Here is a 20,113-nt window from a genome sequence, read left to right as displayed (position 1 = left end):
CTTTCTCTACAGTCAGGGTCAGACGCTGGACAACGGTTCAGGACAGCCCGAGTTCGTTGTCGATGAAGTCGAACAGCTCGTCGTTGGAGGACGATCCGATCCGTTCGGCCACCTCCGCGGTGGCGTCGGCGTCATCGGAAGCCTCGCCCAGCTTCTCCAGGAGCTCCTTCAGCCGCTCGGCCACCTTCGTGCGGGTCTCACCGTCGTCCATCACGCTGGAGAGCAGGGGCCCCAGCTTGTCCAGCTCGGCGAAGACCATGGGCTCCCCCGTGCCGCCGTCCGGCAGGAGCTCCTCCTGCAGGTGCTCCACCAGCGCCGTGGGAGTCGGGTGGTCGAAGACCAGCACGGCCGACAGCCGCAGCCCGGTCTCCGCGTTGAGCCGGTTGCGCAGCTCCACCGTGGTCAGCGAGTCGAAGCCCATGTCCTTGAAGGCCATGTCGGGCTCGACCGTCTCCGGCGAGCCATGACCGAGCACCGTCGCCACCTGCACCCGCACCAGGTCCAGCAGGGCCCGGTACTGGTCGGCCGCGGAGAGACCGGCCAGGCGGTCCCGCAGCGATCCGGTGCCGGTCTGCGCGGTCTCCGCCGCCGTGACCCGGCGTCGGGGGACCCGCACCAGGCCGCGCAGCAGAGCGGGCACCTCTCCGGTGCGGGCCTGGACGCGCAGGGCGGCGAGGTCCACATGGGTCGGCACGAGCACGGTCTCATCGGTCCCGAGCGCGTCGTCGAACAGCGCGAGGCCCTCTTCCGAGCTGAGCGCGTTCAGCCCGGCCCGCGCGATGCGCTGGAGGTCCGCCTCGCCGAGATCCCCGGTCATCTCGCTGCGCTGCTCCCACATGCCCCAGGCCAGCGAGACCGCGGGCAGGCCGAGCGCGCGGCGCTGGTGCGCCAGGGCGTCCAGGAAAGCGTTCGCCGCGGCGTAGTTGGCCTGGCCGCCACCACCGAAGTTGGAGGAGGCCGAGGAGAACACCACGAAGGCGGAGAGGTCGAGGTCGCGGGTCAGCTCGTGCAGATGCAGCGCCGCGTCCACCTTCGGACGCAGCACCTTGTCCACCCGCTCCGGCGTCAGCGACTCCACCACACCGTCATCCAGCACACCCGCCGCATGCACCACGGCCGACAGCGGATGCTCCGACCCGATCCCGGCCAGCAGACCCTCCACCGACGCCCGATCGGCCACATCACACGCCACGACCTCCGCCCGCGCACCGAGCCCGGCCAGCTCCGCCACCAACTCCGCCGCACCCGGCGCCTCCACGCCACGACGACTCGTCAGCACCAGAGACCGCACACCGTGCTCCACCACCAGATGACGGGCCAACAGCGCGCCCAGACCACCCGTACCACCCGTGATCAGCACCGTGCCACGGCCGTCGAACGGCGTGATCTCCGGCTCGGGCCGGTCCTCCGCCGGGGCCACCCGGGCGAGGCGCGCCGCGAGCACCCGTCCGTCGCGCACGGCCACCTGCGGCTCCCCGGCGGTCAGCGCCGTCCGCAGCGCCGAGGACACCTCGCCGTGCTCCCGCGGGTCCAGGTCCACCAGGAGGAACTTCCCGGGGTGCTCGGTCTGCGCGGAGCGCAGCAGGCCCCATACGGCGGCCTCGGCCGGGGTGCGCACCTCCCCGGCGGACTGGGCGCCCATCGCGCCGCGGCTCACGAACACCAGGTAGGAGTCGTCGAACCGGTCGTCGGTGACCCATGTCCGCACCAGCTCCAGCGCACGGTACGTGGTGGCGCGCACCCGTCCCGCCAGATCCGCGCCGTCGTCGATGCCGACCGCCTCCGCGGCGCCCGCCACCATGACGACGTCCGGCGTCGTGGCCCCGGAGTCGATCGCCTCGCGCAGCGCGGCCAGATCCGCGTACGACGCCACGTCGGCACCCTCGGCCGCGAAGCTGGAGAGCACCCCCAGGTCGTCGGTGCCCAGCACGGCCCAGGTGCCTTCGGAGGCGGGGGCCGGAGCGCCGACGGGGACGGGGGTCCAGTCCAGCCGGAAGAGCGAGTCATGCCCGGCCGCCGGGGAACCGGCCGACTGGATCTGCCCCTCCGCGACCAGCCGCATCACCAGGGAGTCGGCGGTGGCCACGGCACGGCCGCTGGTGTCGGCCACCGCGAGGCCGATCGAGTCGGGCCCCAGCGCGCTGAGGCGCACCCTCAGTTCCGAGGCGCCCGTGGCCCGCAGCGACACGCCGGTCCAGGAGAACGGAAGCCTGGCGAGGCCCGCCTCCTCCTGGGGTACGAACATGACGGCCTGAATCGCCGCGTCCAGCAGGGCGGGGTGCAGTCCGAACTTCCCGGCGTCCGAGGCGTTCTCCTCCGGCAGGCGCACCTCGGCGAAGACCTCGTCGCCACGGATCCACACCGACCGCAGCCCCTGGAAGACCGGGCCGTAGGCGAAGCCACCTGCCGCCATCCGGTCGTAGACGTCCTCGATCTCGATCCGCTCCGCGCCCTCCGGGGGCCATACGGCGAGGTCGGCCTGCCCGGTCTCGTCCGGCGCGCCGCTCTGGACGAGCAGGCCGGAGGCGTGCTGGACCCACGGCTGCTCCATGGTGGGGTCTTCCAGCCGGGAGTACACGTTCAGCGTGCGCGCGCCGCTCTCGTCCGGTCCGCCCACCGCCAGTTGGAGGTGCACCGCGCCTCGCTCGGGCAGCGGCAGCGGCGCCGTGAGGGTCAGCTCCTCGACCCGGTCGCATCCCACCTGGTCGGCGGCGTGCAGGGCCAGCTCGAGGAAGGCGGTGCCGGGCAGCAGGATCGTGTCCTGGACCATGTGGTCGACCAGCCACGGATGCGTCTGCGGCGAGAGGCGGCCGGTGAACAGGAAGCCGTCCGCGTCGGGCAGTTCGACGGCTGCCCCCAGCAGCGGATGCGTCGGCGGGACGAGTCCCACCGCGGTGACATCGCTGGCGAACGACGACAGGGCCTCCAGCCAGTAGCGCTCCCGCTGGAAGGCGTAGGTGGGCAGCTCGACCGTCCGGGCGCCGCGTCCGGCGAAGACCCGTTCCCAGTCCACTCCGACGCCGCCCACGTGGAGCTCGGCCAGCGCCGTCGTCAGCGCCCGCGTCTCGGGGCGGTCCTTGCGCAGCACCGGCACCAGGACCGGCTCGGTGGTCCCCTCGGGCTGGTCCGCCACGCAGTCCCGCGCCATCGCGGTCAGCACGCCATCGGGACCGACCTCGACGAACCTGGACACGCCCTGTCCCTCGAGCGCCCGGACGCCGTCCGCGAACCGCACGGCCTCCCGCACATGCCGGACCCAGTACTCCGGCGAGCACACCCCGGCCGTGTCGGCCGGCTGCCCCGTCACATTGGAGACCAGCGCGATGGCCGGCGGGGCGAACGACAGCTCTTCGACGACCTTGCGGAAGTCGCCGAGCATGGCGTCCATGCGGGGCGAGTGGAAGGCGTGGCTGACCCGCAGGCGGCGGGTCTTGCGGCCCTGCTCCGCCCACTGTCCGGCGATCTCCAGCGCGGGCGCCTCGTCGCCCGCGATGACGACGGAGGTCGGGCTGTTGATGGCGGCGATGCTCACCTCGGCCTCACGACCGGCGAGCGAACCGGCAACCTCCTCCTCCGACGCCTCGACGGCGACCATCGCGCCGCCCTCCGGCAGCGCCTGCATCAGGCGGCCACGAGCGGCCACCAGCGTGCACGCGTCCTCCAGCGAGAACACCCCCGCCACATGCGCGGCCGCGATCTCACCGATGGAGTGGCCCATCACCACATCCGGGGCCACACCCCACGCCGACAGCAGCCGGAACAACGCCACCTCGACCGCGAACAACGCGGGCTGAGTGAACGCCGTCTGATCCAGCAGCCCGGCGTCCGCGCTCCCCTCCGCCGCGAACACCACCTCCCGCAGCGGGCGGTCGAGCAGACCGTCCAGATGCGCGCACACCTCGTCCCACGCGTCGGCGAACACCGGGAAGGCGTCGTACAGCTCCCGTCCCATGCCCAGGCGCTGCGCACCCTGGCCCGAGAACAGGAACGCCGTCTTGCCGGCCGCCCCCGCCACGCCACGTACGACACCGGGCGCGGCCTCGCCCTTCGCGAGGGCCTCGAGGCCACGCAGCATGTCCGCGCGGTCCTCGCCGACCACGGCGGCCCGGTGGTCGAAGAGCGACCGGGCCGTCGCCAAGGAATAGCCGACGTCCACAGCGGGCATGGACTCTTCGGTGGCGGTGGCGAGTTGGGCAAGCAGCCGTTCGGCCTGGCCCCGCAGGGCGGCGTCGGTCCGGCCGGACAGGATCCACGGCACCGGGGCCGTGGCGGAGTCCGGGCCCTCTGCGGCCCGCGGCGCCTTTGGCTCGTCGTCGGCCGGCGCCTGCTCGATGATGGTGTGCGCGTTGGTACCGCTCACGCCAAAGGCGGACACCGCCGCCCTGCGCGGGTGGTCCCGCTCCGGCCAGGGCATCGCCTCGGTCAGCAGCTCGAGGTCGCCCGCCGACCAGTCCACGTGCGGCGACACCTCGTCCACGTGCAACGTCTTGGGAAGGATGCCTTCGCGCATGGCCATCACCATCTTGATGACCCCGGCGACACCGGCGGCGGCCTGCGTATGACCGATGTTCGACTTGATGGCACCCAGCAGCAACGGCTCACCTTCGGGACGTCCCTGTCCGTAGGTGGCCAGCAGCGCCTGCGCCTCGATCGGGTCGCCGAGGGGAGTGCCGGTGCCATGGGCCTCGACCACGTCCACATCGGCGGAGACCAGCCGGGCACTGGCCAGCGTCTGCTCGATGAGCCGCTGCTGGGACGGGCCGTTGGGCGCCGTCAGACCGTTGGAGGCGCCGTCCTGATTGATGGACGAGCCCCGGATGACGGCCAGCACCTTGTGGCCGTTGCGCTGCGCGTCCGACAGCCGCTCCACCAGGAGCATGCCCACGCCCTCGGACCAGCCGGTGCCGTCGGCATCCGCCGAGAACGCCTTGCACCGCCCGTCGAACGACAGCACGCGCTGGGCGCTGAACTCGATGAACGTACCCGGGGTGGCCATGATGGTCACACCACCGGCCAGCGCCACGGAGGCCTCGCCCTGGCGCAGCGACTGGCAGGCCAGGTGCAGGGCGACCAGAGACGAGGAACACGCGGTGTCCACCGTCACGGCCGGGCCCTCGAAGCCGAAGGTGTAGGAGATGCGGCCGGACGAGACGCTGGGGGCGCTGCCGAGTCCGAGATAGCCCTCCACTCCTTCGGTGTCGCTCAGGATGCGCGAACCGTAGTCGTGGTAGTTGGAGCCGACAAAGACTCCGGTCTGGCTGCCGCGCAGCGCCACGGGGTCGATACCGGCACGCTCGAACGCCTCCCAGGACGTCTCGAGCAGCAGCCGCTGCTGCGGGTCGATCGCCATCGCCTCTCGCGGCGAGATCCCGAAGAACGAGGGGTCGAAGTGGCCCACCTCGTCGAGGAAGCCGCCGGCCTGGACGTAGCTGGTGCCGGACTTCTCGGGGTCCGGGTCGTAGAGACCGTCGATGTCCCAGCCGCGGTCATCGGGGAACCGGGAGATCACGTCCCCCTCGGCCATCAGCAGCTCCCACAGCTCCTCGGGGCTGCGCACTCCGCCGGGGAACCGGCAGCTCATGCCGATGATGGCGATCGGCTCATCGGTGGCGATGGGCCTGTCGAGCCCGTCCGATCCCTTGGCCGCGGCAGCGGGGCCGCCCTCGGTGACCGGCTGGTCGCCGAACATCTCCGTGTACAGGTACCGGGCCAGAACCGTGGCGGTCGGGTAGTCGAAGACACAGGTGACCGGCAGTCGGAGGCCGGTGACCACGCCGAGGCGGTTGCGCAGCTCGACAGCGGTCAGCGAGTCGAAGCCGAGGTCACGGAAGGCACGTTCGGCCTCCACCGCGTCCGCGCTGTCGTAACCGAGGACGTCTGCGGCCTGGTTGCGCACGAGTTCCAGGAGGAGCTTGGGCTGCTCGGCGGGGGACAGCTTCGCCATCTCCCGGCGCAGCTCGGACACGGCGTCGTCGCCGTCGCCGGTGTCCGCGCCGGCGGCGGCAGCGGGACGGTTCAGCTCGGGCAGCTCGCGGAAGAGCGCGCTCGGACGTGAACCGACGAACTCCGGCTGGAAGCGATCCCAGTCGATCTCGGCGATGACCATGAAGGCCTCGTCCAGTTCAAGGGCCTGCTGCATGCCGGAGATGGCCAGCTCGGGCACCATTCCGACCATGCCGGAACGGTCCATCCGCTCGCCGACCTCACCGGATCCGAGGCCGCCTCCGGCCCAGGCACCCCAGGCGATGGAGGTGGCCGCAAGGCCATCCGCACGCCGCTGCAACGCCAGCGCGTCGAGGTAGGCGTTGCCCGCCGCGTAGCTGCCCTGGCCCGGGCCGCCCAACGTGCCGGCACCGGAGGAGAACAGCACGAAGGCGGACAGGTCCATCCCGGCGGTCAGCTCATGCAGGTTCCGCGTGGCGTCCACCTTCGGGCGCAGCACTCCGGCCGCCCGGCGCACGGTGAGGGCGTCCACGACGCCGTCGTCCAGCACACCGGCCGTGTGCACCACGGCGGTCAGCGGGAACTCCTGCGGAATCGCGTCCAGCACCGCGGCCAGCGCCTCACGGTCCGCGGCGTCACACGCCGCCACCGTCACCCGGGCACCCAGCCCTTCCAGCTCCGCCTTCAACTCGGCGGCACCCTCGGCCTCCATGCCACTACGGCTCGTCAGCACCAGATGCTCGGTGCCGGTACGCGCCAGCCAGCGGGCGACATGGCCACCCAGCGCACCCGTACCACCGGTCACCAGCGCCGAACCACGGCCCTGCCAGGAGCCCCGGTTCTCCGCGTCGTCAGCCGCCGAGGCCCGCACCATGCGCTTGGCGAACACGCCGGAGCCGCGCACCGCGACCTGGTCCTCGCCCTCCGTGCCCGCCAGCACTCCGGCCAGCCGGGCCACCGCACGGGCGTCCATGGTCTCGGGAAGATCGACCGCGCCGCCCCAGCGCTGGGGGTACTCGACCCCCACGATCCGCCCGAGGCCCCAGACCATCGCCTGCACCGGGCTCACCAGCCGGTCGGAGCGCCCCACCGACACCGCACCCCGGGTGCCACACCACAGCGGAGCCACCACACCGGCGTCGCCCAGCCCCTGGACCAGCGCCACCATCGCCGCCAGCCCGGCCGGCACCACACCGAACGTCGCATGCCCCGACTCGTCCAGCCCGAGCAGCGAGAACACCCCCGCCACGCCCGACGGCTCCACCCCGGCCTCGTCAAGCGCCCCGCGCAGCCGCTCCGCGACCGACCAGCGGTCGTTGCCCTTTTCCTCAAGCACCACCCGGACGATGTCGGCGCCGCTCGTCTCCAGGCCGTTCACCGTGGCGGTCACGAGAGCGTCATCGGCGTGCGACGCGGGAAGGACGACCACCCACGTGCCCGAGAGGGCCGCCTCGGTGGCGGCCGCCAACGGCTTCCAGACCACCTTGTAGCGCCAGCTGTCCACCGTGTTCTGCTCGCGCCGCTGACGGCGCCACGACGACAGCGCCGGAAGCAACGCCGTCAACGACGACTGCTGCTCCTCGTCCTCCACCTCCAAGGTGCGGACCAGCGCCTCCAAATCCTCGCGCTCCACCGCCTCCCAGAACCGCGCGTCCACCGCGTCCGCGGCGAGACCGTCGGCAGTGGCCCGCAGCTCCGCGGCCGACACCTCCAGCCAGTACCGCTGGCGCCGGAAGGCGTAGGTCGGCAGCTCGACGCGGCGGGCGCCACGGCCCTCGAGCAGCGCGGTCCAGTCCACCGCGACACCACGCACGAACACCTCGGCGGCGGAGGTCAGGAACCGCTCCAGACCACCCTCGTCGCGCCGCAGCGTGCCGACGACCACGGCCTGGGCCCCGGCGGCCTCCACCGTCTGCTGCACCGGCAGGGTGAGCACCGGGTGCGGGCTCGCCTCGATGAACACGGTGTGACCGTCATTCAGCAACGTGCGGGTGGTGGCTTCCAGTTCGACGGTCTGCCGCAGGTTGCGGTACCAGTACTCGGCGTCCAGACCGGCGGTGTCCACCAGCTCACCGAGCACCGTCGAGTAGAACGGCACCTCGGAGGAGCGCGGCTGGATGTCCGCCAGGACCTTCAGCAACTCCTCGTGGATCGCCTCCACATGGGCCGAGTGCGAGGCGTAGTCCACCGGAACCCGGCGAACACGCACCTCCTCACCCTCAAGTTGCGCCACCATCTCATCCAGCGCGCCCGGGTCACCGGAGACCACGACCGAACCGGGGCCGTTGACCGCCGCGATGGATATTCCGCCGTCCCAAGCGGCGATGCGCTCCTTGACCTGGTCGACCGGCAGCCCGACCGACACCATGCCACCACGACCCGCAAGGCCCGCCGCGATGGCCTGCGACCGCAAGGTCACCACCTTCGCGGCGTCTTCGAGCGAGAGCGCACCCGCGACACAGGCCGCCGCGATCTCACCCTGGCTGTGACCCATCACCGCATCCGGCTCCACACCCACCGAACGCCACAACTTCGCCAGCGACACCATCACCGCGAACAGCACCGGCTGGACCACATCCACCCGGTCGAAACCGGGAGCGCCCTCGGCGCCACGCAGCACCTCGGTCAGCGACCAGTCCACATGAGCCGACAACGCCGCCTCACACTCACCGATCGCCTCCGCAAACACCGGCGAGGACTCCAACAGCCCCACCGCCATCCCCACCCACTGCGCACCCTGCCCCGGGAACACGAACACCGAACGGCCGGCGTCGCCGGTCCTCCCCCGCACCACTCCGTTGGACGCGGTGGCTTCCTCGGCGACCGCCTCCAGACGCTGGAGGAGTTCCTCACGGTCGGCCCCGGTCACCACGGCCCGGTGCTCGAACGCGGACCTGGTCGTGGCCAGCGAGAGAGCCACGTCCGCCATGCCCAACTCCGGGCGCTCCGTGAGGAACTCCCGCAGTCGTCCGGCCTGTGCCTGCAGAGCCTCCGCGCTACGGCCCGCCACGACCCACGCCACCGGCCCGTCGACGGCCTCGGCCTCGGCGGCCTCGGCCGGCTCGGCCTCCGGAGCCTGCTCCAGGATGGTGTGCGCGTTGGTGCCGCTCATGCCGAACGAGGAGACGGCGGCGCGGCGCGGGTGGTCCCGGTCCGGCCACGGGGTCGACTCGTGCAGCAGGGAGACGGCGCCGCCGGTCCAGTCGATGTGCGGCGAGGGCTCGTCCGCGTGGAGCGTCTTCGGCAGCACGCCCTCGACCATGGCCATCACCATCTTGATGACGCCCGCGACACCGGCGGCGGCCTGCGTATGGCCGATGTTGGACTTGATGCCGCCCAGCCAGAGCGGCTGGTCCGCGGGCCGGTCCTGGCCGTAGGTGGCCATCAGCGCCTGCGCCTCGATCGGGTCGCCCAAGGTGGTGCCCGTACCGTGCGCCTCCACGGCGTCCACATCGGTGACCGACAGCCGGGCGCTGGTCAGCGCCTGCCGGATGACCCGCTGCTGCGATATGCCGTTGGGCGCCGTCAGACCGTTGGACGCGCCGTCCTGGTTGATCGCCGAACCCCGGACGATGGCCAGCACCTTGTGGCCGTTGCGCTGCGCGTCCGACAGCCGCTCCACGAGCAGCATGCCAACGCCCTCGCCCCAGCCGGTGCCGTCGGCCGCCGCCCCGAACGGCTTGCAGCGGCCGTCCGCCGCCAGACCGCGCTGCCGGCTGAACTGGACGAACGCCGCCGGGGTGGACATCACCGTGATGCCACCGGCCAGCGCGAGCGTGCACTCGCGCTGGCGCAGTGCCTGAACGGCCAGGTGCAGGGCCACGAGGGACGACGAGCACGCCGTGTCCACGGAGAGCGCGGGGCCCTCCAGGCCCATGGTGTAGGAGATCCGGCCGGAGACGATGCTCGCCGCGTTGCCCGTGCCGGAGTGGCCCTCGACATCCTCCATGCTCTCGGCGGCGCCGAGCGTGAGCATGGAGTAGTCCTGGCCGTTGGTTCCGACGAACACGCCGGTCCGGCTGCCCCGCAGGGACATCGGGTCGATGCCCGCCCGCTCGAACGCCTCCCACGACGTCTCCAGCAGCAGTCGCTGCTGCGGGTCCATCGACAGCGCCTCACGCGGCGAGATCCCGAAGAACGCCGGATCGAATTGGTCGGCGTTCTCCAGGAAGCCGCCCTCGGTCGTATAGCTGGTGCCGGGACGGTCCGGGTCCTCGTCGTAGAGGGCGTCGATGTCCCAACCACGGTCCATGGGGAATTCCGAAATCGCGTCGGTGCCGTCCGCCACCAGGCGCCACAGGTCCTCCGGAGAGTTCACCCCTCCGGGGAACCGGCAGCTCATGGCGACGATCGCGATCGGTTCCTGGTCCGCTGACTCGGCCTCGAGCAGGCGCTGGCGAGTCTGCTGGAGATCCGCGGTCACCCGCTTGAGATAGTCGAGAAGCTTCTCTTCGTTCATTGTTATGTCACCCATGGAAGTAGTAAGGGACGACGCTCGGGAACCGACCGCGCCAGCTCAGGAGATCCCAAGCTCCTTGTCGATGAAGTCGAAGATCTCGTCCGACGTCGCCGACTGAATCTTGTCCGAGACCGCCTTCTTGCCGGAGTTGCCCGAATCCTGTTCCGCCTCTCCCCACTTGAGGAGGAGCGTCTGCAGACGCGTCGTGATCCTGGGCCGGTCCACGTCGTCGGCGGAGATCGTGGCCATCGCCGCTTCGATCCGGTCCAGCTCGCCGAGGATCGGTGCGGCCGCCGAGATCCCGTCCTGGACGACGTCGGTACGCAGCCGGCGGGCGAGCGCGACGGGCGTCGGGTGGTCGAAGACGATCGTCGCGGGCAGGCGCAGGCCCGTCGCGGCGTCCAGCCTGTTGCGCAGTTCGACGGCGGTCAGCGAGTCGAAGCCGAGTTCACGGAAGGCCCGCTGGGACTCGACCGACTCCACCGACGGGAAGCCCAGCACCATCGCCACCTGCGTGGTGACCAGGTCGAGCAGCCCTCGTTCCTGCTCCGCCTCCGACATTCCGGCGAGCCGCTCGCGCAGTTCGGAGCCACCGGTCTCGAACTGCGCCGCGGTGCCACCGCCGATCGCGGCTTCCAGGATCCGGCGCGCCTCGGGCACCTCGTCCAGCAGCCGGCTGCCCCGAACGGCGACGTAGGAGGGCACGAAGCGCTCCCAGTCGAGGTCGGCGATGGCCAGGTGCGTCTCCCGCAGGTCGAGGGCCTGCTGGAGGGCCTTGACCGCCAGCTCCGGGGTCATCGGGGCCATACCGCCGCGCCGCAGCCGCTCCTCCAGCGCCCCGTCGACCGCCATGCCGCCCTCGGCCCACGGGCCCCAGGCGACCGAGGTGGCCGCCAGGCCCTGTGCCCGGCGCTGCTGCGCCAGGGCGTCGAGGTAGGCGTTGGCCGCCGCGTAACTGCCCTGCCCGGCGCCGCCGATGGCTCCGGCGAGCGAGGAGAACAGCACGAACGCGGACAGGTCGAGGCCCTCGGTCAGCTCGTGCAGATTGCGGGCCCCGTCCACCTTGGGACGCAGCACGCCCGCGACCCGCTCCACCGACATCGAGTCCAGGACACCGTCGTCCAGGACACCCGCCGCGTGCACGACGGCGTTCAGCGGATACCGCTCCGGGATGGCGGCCAGTACGGCGGCCAGGGCGTCGCGGTCGGCGGCGTCACATGCCGCGATGGTCACCTGGGCGCCCAACGCGGTGAGTTCGTCGCGCAGTTCGACGGCCCCGTCGGCTTCCAGACCACGGCGGCTGGTCAGCACCAGGTGCTCGGCGCCGGCGCCTGCCAGCCACCGGGCCACCTGGCTGCCCACTCCCCCGGTGCCGCCGGTCACCAGCACCGTGCCCCGCGCGTTCCACGGCTGAGCCGTGGTCTGCGGGGTGGCGGCCCGCGACAGACGCCGGGTGAACACGCCGGAGGTGCGCACCGCCACCTGGTCCTCGAACTCGCCCGCGCCGCCGCCCAGCACACCGGCCAGCCGGTTCGCGGCCCGCTCGTCCAGCCTCTCCGGGAGGTCGACCAGACCGCCCCAGAGCCGGGGGTGCTCCAGACCGGCGACCCGGCCGAGGCCCCACATCTGCGCCTGGGCGGCGCTGCGCAGGGTGTCGGATCCGGTCACCGAGACGGCGCCTCGCGTGGCCACCCACAGCGGGGCCTCGACTCCGGCGTCCACGAGTGCCTGCAGGGCGAGAAGGTTCAGCGCGAGTCCTCGCGGCACGACCGCGTGGTCGGGGCGGGGGTTCTCGTCCAGGGCCAGCAGGGAGAGGACCCCGCCGACGGACCCGTCCGACGCACCCTCGGCCGCCGTGCGCAACCGCTCGGCGACCGCCGCGCGGTCGATGGCCACGGCGCCGTCGAGCACGATCCGCGCCACCTGCGCGCCCTGCCGCTCGAGCGTGTTCACCGCCGAGGTGACCAACTCGTCGTCGGCGTGCGAGTCGGGAACCATGACTATCCAGGTCCCGGTCAGCGCCCGCTCCGAGAGCTCGGACACCGGGGTCCACGCGATCTCGTAGCGCCAGCCGTCGACCGTGGAGCGCTCACGATGGCCCTTGCGGTAGGACGACAGGGCGGGCAGCACCTCGGTCAGCGAGGCGTTTCCGTCCACATGCAGCGCTGTGGTCAGCGCCTCGAGGTCCTCACGCTCGACCGCGTCCCAGAACTGTGCGTCGACCGAGTCCACCGAGGCGGGGCCGGCGGAGTCGTCGCTCGCGGGGTCCTCCAGCCAGTAGCGCTGCCGCTGGAACGCGTACGTCGGCAGCTCGACCCGTCGGACGTCCTGCCCGGCGAACAGGGCCTCCCAGTCGACGGTGGTGCCGTGGACGTGGAGTTCGGCGAGCGCCGTGGTCAGCGACTGGGCTTCGGGGCGGTCCTTGCGCAGCGCCGGCACTACAACGGGAGCCGAAGCCTCCTCCGCCGTCAGGCACTCGCGCGCCATCGCCGAGAGCACACCGTCGGGACCCACCTCGAAGAACCTGGTCGCGCCCGCGGTTTCGAGGGAGCGCATCCCATCCAGGAAGCGCACCGACTCCCGGACGTGCCGCACCCAGTACTCCGGCGAGCACACCTCGTCCGCACCCGCCGACTTGCCCGACACGTTGGAGATCAGGGCAAGGGAGGGCGGGGCGAACGACAGGCCCTCGACGACCTTGCGGAAGTCGTCCAGCATGGCGTCCATGCGGGGCGAGTGGAAGGCATGGCTGACCCGCAGGCGGCGGGTCTTGCGACCCTGCTCCGCCCACTGTTCCGCGATCTCCAGCGCCGCGGCCTCATCACCGGCGATGACGACAGAGGTTGGGCTGTTGACGGCGGCGATGCTCACCTCGGCCTCACGACCGGCCAGCGACGGAGCGACTTCCTCCTCCGACGCCTCGACGGCGACCATCGCGCCACCCTCCGGCAGCGCCTGCATCAGGCGGCCACGAGCGGCCACCAGCGTGCACGCGTCCTCCAGCGAGAACACCCCCGCCACATGCGCGGCCGCGATCTCACCGATGGAATGACCGATCACCACATCCGGGGCCACACCCCACGCCGACAGCAGCCGGAACAACGCCACCTCGACCGCGAACAACGCGGGCTGAGTGAACGCCGTCTGGTCGAGCAGCCCGGCGTCCTCGCTGCCCTCCGCCGCGAACATCACATCCTTCAGCGGACGGTCCAGCAGCATGTCCAGGTGCGCACACACCTCGTCCAGGGCACCGGCGAACACCGGGAACGCCTCGTACAGCTCCCGGCCCATACCCAGACGCTGCGCACCCTGGCCCGAGAACAGGAACGCCGTGATGCCCGTGGGAGTGGCGACCGAGCGCACGACCCCGGGAGTCTCCTCACCGGCCGCGACGGCTTCGAGCCCGCGCAGCAGCTCCGCGCGGTCCGTACCCGTCAGCACGGCACGGTGTTCGAACACCGACCGGGTGGCGACCAGGGAGTAGCCCACGTCCTTCAGGCTCAGCTCCGGCCGTGCGGTCAGATGCGCCCGCAGCCGCCGCGCCTGGGCGCGCAACCCGTCCGCGCTCCGGGCGGAGAGCGTCCAGGGAGCCGCGCCACGGTCGTCGGGAGCCGTCACCTCGGCCGGTCGCTCGTCTTCGGCGTCCGTCGGGGCCTGCTCGATGATGGTGTGCACATTGGTGCCGCTGACACCGAACGCGGACACACCGGCCCGGCGCGGCTGGCCCGTCTCCGGCCACGCCGTGGCCTCGGTCAGCAGGCGCACCTCGCCCGCCGACCAGTCCACCTGCGGTGACGGCTCGTCCACGTGCAGCGTCTTCGGCAGCACACCGTGCCGCATCGCCATGACCATCTTGATGACACCGGCGAGTCCGGACGCGGCCTGGGTGTGCCCGATGTTCGACTTCAGCGCGCCCAGCCACAGCGGGCGGCCCTCCGGGCGCTCCTTGCCGTAGGTGGCCAGCAACGCCTGCGCCTCGATCGGGTCACCCAGCGAGGTACCCGTGCCGTGCGCCTCCACCGCGTCCACCTCGGCGGCCGACACCCCGGCGCTGGCCAGCGCCTGACGGATCACCCGCTGCTGCGAGGGACCGTTCGGCGCCGTGAGACCGTTGGACGCACCGTCCTGGTTCACGGCGGAGCCCCGCACGATGCCCAGCACCTGGTGCCCGTTGCGCCGGGCGTCCGACAACCGCTCCACGAGCAGCACGTTGGCGCCCTCGGACCAGCCGGTACCGTCCGCCGCGGCCGAGAAGGGCTTGCAGCGGCCATCGGGCGCGAGACCGCCCTGCCGGCTGAACTCGACGAATGCCATCGGGGTCGCCATCACCGTCACGCCGCCGACCAGCGCCATGGAGCATTCGCCCTGGCGCAGCGACTGGCAGGCCAGATGCAGGGCCACCAGCGACGACGAGCAGGCCGTGTCCACCGTGACGGCGGGGCCTTCCAGGCCGTAGGTGTAGGCGAGGCGGCCCGAGACGACGCTGCCGGCGTTGCCCGTCAGCAGATGGCCCTCGACGTCCTCGGGCACCGTCGTCAGGTTGGTGCCGTATCCGGATCCCGAGAAGCCGACGAACACACCGACCTGGCTGCCACGCACGGACGTGGGGTTGATGCCCGCCCGCTCGAACGCCTCCCAGGAGGTCTCCAGCAGCAGCCGCTGCTGTGGGTCGGTCGCCAGCGCCTCACGGGGCGAGATCCCGAAGAAGCCGGGGTCGAACTCGCTCACGTCGTAGAGGAATCCGCCTTCACGGGCGTAGAACGTGCCCGGCCGGTCCGGGTCCGGGTCGTACATGCCCGACAGGTCCCAGCCGCGGTCGGACGGGAACGACGAGATGGCGTCACCGCCGCCCTCGACCAACTGCCACAGGTCCTCCGGGCTCCGCACTCCACCGGGGAAGCGGCAGCTCATGGAGACGATCGCGATGGGGTCGTCGTCCGCGCCGGCGACGGCGGAGGCACCGGACCCGGCGGTGAGCGCCGGGGACGAGGCGCCGAGTACCTCGGTGCGCAGATGCGCCGCGAGCGTCGAGGCGCTGGGGTAGTCGAAGACCAGCGTGGCGGGAAGGCTGAGACCGGTCTCGGCCGCCAGCCGGTTGCGCAGGTCGACCGCGGTCAGCGAGTCGAAGCCCAGATCGCGGAAGGCCCGGTTCGGCTCGACCATCTCCGCGGAGGCGTAGCCGAGCACGGAGGCGGCGTGCTTGCGCACCAGATCGAGCAGCGCCCGGTCCCGCTCGCCCTCGGTGAGCGGCTTCAGCCGCTCACGCAGCTGCGCCCCAGCGGCGTCGGAGCTCTCGCCGTCGCCCCCCTTGGCCTCCAGCCGCTGGACCTCGTCGAGGTCGCTCAGGAACGGGCTGGGCCGGACCGCGGTGAACGAGGGGGCGAACCGCTCCCAGTCCACGTCCACGACCGTCACCACACCGTCGTCACCGGCCACCGCGCGTTCCAGAGCGGCGATCGCCAACTCGGGTGCCATCGCGGGCAGTCCGCGCCGCGCCAGCTGCTCCCCCGCGTCGTCGCGGGTCGCCATGCCGCCCTCGGCCCACGGGCCCCAGGAGACGGCGGTGCCCGCGAGACCCCGCGCACGGCGCTGCTCCACCAGCGCGTCCAGGAAGGCGTTTCCGGAGCCGTAGACGCCCTGGCTGCCGCCGCCCCAGATACCGGAGATGGACGAGAAGACCACGAACGCGTCGAGCTCACGGTCGCCGAGCAGCTCATCCAGGTTGACGGCGCCCGCCACCTTGCCCGACACCACCCTCGCCGCGTCCGCGAGCTCCGTCTCCACCAGGGAGGCCGCGATCGTGACACCCGCCGCGTGCACCACCCCGGTCAGCGGCAGGTGCTCCGGCACGGCGTCCAGGACGGCGGCGAGCGCGTCGCGGTCCGCCGCGTCGCACGCGGCCACCGTCACCTCGGCGCCCATGCCCTCCAGCTCCGCCTTCAACTCGGCGGCGCCTTCGGCCTCGAGACCGCGGCGGCTGGTCAGCACCAGGTGCTCGGCACCGCTACGGACCAGCCAGCGGGCCACCTGGCCGCCGAGCCCGCCCGTGCCACCGGTCACCAGCACCGTGCCGCGCGCCTGCCACGAGGTCCCCTCATCGGCGGCCGCGGCCGAGCGCACCAGACGGCGTACGAAGGCACCGGAGCCGCGCACCGCGACCTGGTCCTCGCCGCCCTCGACGGACAGCACACCGGCCAGCCGCGCCGCACCGCGCTCGTCCAGCGACTCGGGCAGATCCACCAGACCGCCCCACAGCGGTGCCAACTCCAGCCCGGCCACCCGGCCCAACGCCCAGACCATCGCCTGCGTCGGGCTGGTGAGCCGGTCCGAACGCCCCACCGACACCGCGCCGCGGGTACCGCACCACAGCCGGGCCGGAATCTCGGCCGCGACCATGGCCTGCACCAGTACCAGGGTCAGCGCATAGCCGCCCGACAGCGCCGGATACCCCGGGCAGGGCTCCTCGTCCAGGGCCAGCAGCGACAGCACCCCACCCAGCTCGGGCGCGTCGGCGGCCACCTCACGCAGCCGCTCCGCGAGCACCTCCGCGTCGAGGTCCCGCTCGTCCACCACGATCGAGACCACATCGGCGCCGTGCCGCTCGAGCCCGGCGACGACCTCCGAGACCAGCTCGTCCCCCGCGCGGGACGCCGGAACCACCACCGGCCACGTCCCCGACAGCGAGCCGTCGGCGATCTCGGAAAGCGGCTTCCATGACACCCGGTAGCGCCAGCCGTCGATCGTGGACTGGTCACGGTTGTTGCGGTGATATGCGGACAGGGCGGGCAGCACCGCGCTCAGCGGCGCCTCGCTGTCGACCGCCAACGTCCCCGCCAGCGACTCCAGGTCCTGGCGCTCCACCACGTCCCAGAACCGCGCGTCGACGGAGCCGGTGACCTCGGCCGCGCTTCCGCCGGGCGGCAGGCCGAATCCATCGAGCCAGTAGCGTTCGCGCTGGAAGACGTAGGTCGGCAGCTCGACCCGGCGGCCTCCACGGCCCTCCAGCGTGGTGACCCAGTCGACCTTGGTGCCGCGCGCGAACACCTCGGCGGCGGAGGTCAGGAACCGCTCCAGGCCGCCCTCGTCGCGCCGCAGCGTGCCGGCGACCACGGCCTGGGCCTCGGCGGCCTCCACGGTCTGCTGCACGGGCAGGGTGAGCACGGGATGCGGGCTCACCTCGATGAAGGTGGCGTGTCCCTTGCCGAGCAGGGTGCGGGTGGTGGCTTCCAGTTCGACGGTCTGCCGCAGGTTGCGGTACCAGTACTCGGCATCCAGACCGACCGTGTCCACCAGCTCACCGAGCACCGTCGAGTAGAACGGCACCTCCGAGGAACGCGGCTGGATGTCCGCCAGGACCTTCAGCAACTCCTCGTGGATCGCCTCCACATGGGCCGAGTGCGAGGCATAGTCCACCGGAACCCGGCGAACACGCACCTCCTCACCCTCCAGCCGCGCCACCATCTCATCCAGCGCACCCGGATCGCCCGAGACCACGACGGATCCCGGACCGTTGACCGCCGCGACCGAGATGGCACCGTCCCAGGAAGCGATGCGCTCCCTGACCTCGTCCGCCGGCAGTCCGACCGACACCATGCCACCACGGCCCGCGAGGCCCGCCGCGATGGCCTGCGACCGCAAGGTCACCACCTTCGCGGCATCCTCCAGCGAGAGCGCACCCGCGACACAGGCCGCCGCGATCTCACCCTGGCTGTGACCCATCACCGCGTCGGGCCGAACGCCGACCGAACGCCACAGCTTCGCCAGCGACACCATCACCGCGAACAGCACCGGCTGGACCACGTCCACCCGGTCGAAACCGGGAGCGCCCTCAACCCCGCGCAGCACCTCGGTCAGCGACCAGTCCACATGAGCCGACAACGCCGCCTCACACTCACCGATCGCCTCCGCGAACACCGGCGAACTTTCGAGCAAGTCCACCGCCATGCCCATCCACTGCGCACCCTGACCCGGGAACACGAACACCGAACGGCCCCGGACGTCGGCCACACCGCGCGTCACACCGGAGGTGACCTCATCACCGGCCAACGCGCCCAACCGCGCCAGGAGTTCCTCACGGTCGGCGCCCGTCACCACGCCACGGTGCTCGAACACCGACCGCGACGACACCAGCGAGTACGCCACATCGGCCGCGCCCAGCTCCGGACGCTCCGCCACGAACTCCCGCAGCCGGCCCGCCTGGGCCCGCAGGCCGGCCGGGCTACGGCCGGACACCACCCAGGCCACCGGACCGTCAGCGACCTCGGCCTGAGTCTCCTCGGCCACCTCGGCCTCCGGAGCCTGCTCCAGGATCGCGTGCGCGTTCGTCCCGCTGATGCCGAACGAGGACACGCCCGCCCGCCGAGGCTGCTCGGTCTCGGGCCAGGGGGTCGGCTCGTTCAGCAGCCGGATGTCGCCCTCGGTCCAGTCCACCTGGCTGGAGGGCTCGTCCGCGTGGAGCGTCTTGGGCAGCATGCCGTTCCGCAGGGCCATCACCATCTTGATGACCCCGCCGACACCGGCGGCCGCCTGGGAGTGGCCGATGTTGGACTTCAGCGAGCCCAGCCACAGCGGCTTGTTCTCCGGCCGCTCCTTGCCGTAGGTGGCCATCAGGGCCTGCGCCTCGATGGGGTCACCCAGCGACGTGCCCGTGCCGTGTGCCTCGACCGCGTCCACATCGGCCGGTGTCAGGCCCGCGTTCTTGAGCGCCTGGCGGATCACCCGGCGCTGCGAGGGGCCGTTGGGCGCCGTCAGACCGTTGGACGCACCGTCCTGGTTGATGGCCGAGCCCCGGACGACGGCCAGCACCGGGTGACCGTTGCGCCGGGCGTCCGAGAGCCGCTCCAAAAGGAGCAGGCCCACGCCCTCGGCCCAGCCCGTGCCGTCGGCGCCCGCGCCGAACGCCTTGCACCGGCCGTCGGGCGCGAGCCCGCCCTGCCGGCTGAACTCGACGAACATGCTGGGGGTGAACATGACGGCGACGCCGCCCGCCAGGGCCAGTGAGCACTCCTCCTGACGGAGCGCCTGGCAGGCCCAGTGCAGGGCGACCAGTGACGACGAGCACGCGGTGTCCACCGTCACGGCCGGGCCCTCGAGCCCCAGGGTGTAGGCCACCCGACCGGACACCACGGAGGTGGCGTTGCCCGCGAGCAGCAGCCCCTCCACGTCTTCGGGCATCTCGCTCACTCCGGCGCCGTAGCCGGAGGGCGACGCGCCGACGAACACACCGGCCTGGCTGCCCCGGACCGACGCCGGGTCGATTCCGGCGCGCTCGAACGCCTCCCAGGCGGTTTCCAGCAGCAGTCGCTGCTGGGGGTCGGTGGCGAGCGCCTCCCGCGGGCTCATGGAGAAGAAGCCGGGGTCGAAGTCGCCGGGAGCCTCCAGGAACCCGCCCTCGCGGACGGAGAAGGTACCGGACCGCTCCGAGTCCGGGTCGAAGAAGCCATCGACGTCCCAGCCCCGGTCAGGAGGGAACTCGCTGATGGCGTCGCCGCCCTCGGCGACGAGCCGCCACAGCTCCTCCGGAGTCTTCACACCGCCGGGGTACCGGCAGCTCATCGCCACAATGGCGATGGGCTCCCGGTCCCGCTCCTCCACCTGTCGAAGTTGCCGACGAGCCTGACGCAGGTCAGCCGTCACCTTCTTGAGGTAGTCAAGGAGTTTTTCGTCTTCCGCCACTATGCCCAGCCCCTTGAAACACTCTGTGAGTTCCAG

At 72.0% G+C, this 20,113-nt stretch carries 2 protein-coding genes; both read right to left on the bottom strand.

The genetic code is table 11. The annotated features are described in order from the left end of the window. Positions 1 to 37 precede the first annotated feature (37 nt). Positions 38 to 10,402, bottom strand: a complete 10,365-nt coding sequence (locus AS97_RS42085) for a type I polyketide synthase (RefSeq protein ID WP_210566751.1) — start codon at positions 10,400 to 10,402, stop codon at positions 38 to 40. Positions 10,403 to 10,459: 57 nt separating this feature from the next. Beyond that, positions 10,460 to 20,077, bottom strand: coding sequence for a type I polyketide synthase (locus AS97_RS42080; protein ID WP_210566750.1), 9,618 nt, complete (start codon positions 20,075 to 20,077; stop codon positions 10,460 to 10,462). Between the last annotated feature and the right edge of the window lie 36 nt (positions 20,078 to 20,113).

The sequence above is a fragment of the Streptomyces sp. AgN23 genome (assembly GCF_001598115.1).
GTDB classification, from domain to species: Bacteria; Actinomycetota; Actinomycetes; order Streptomycetales; family Streptomycetaceae; genus Streptomyces; species Streptomyces antimycoticus.
This window is presented reverse-complemented; position numbering and strand designations above follow the sequence as displayed.

Coding starts and splice junctions, on each gene's coding strand:
- AS97_RS42085 (WP_210566751.1), bottom strand. CDS start 10,402: ATGAACGAAGAGAAGCTTCTCGACTATCTCAAGCGGGTGACCGCGGAT.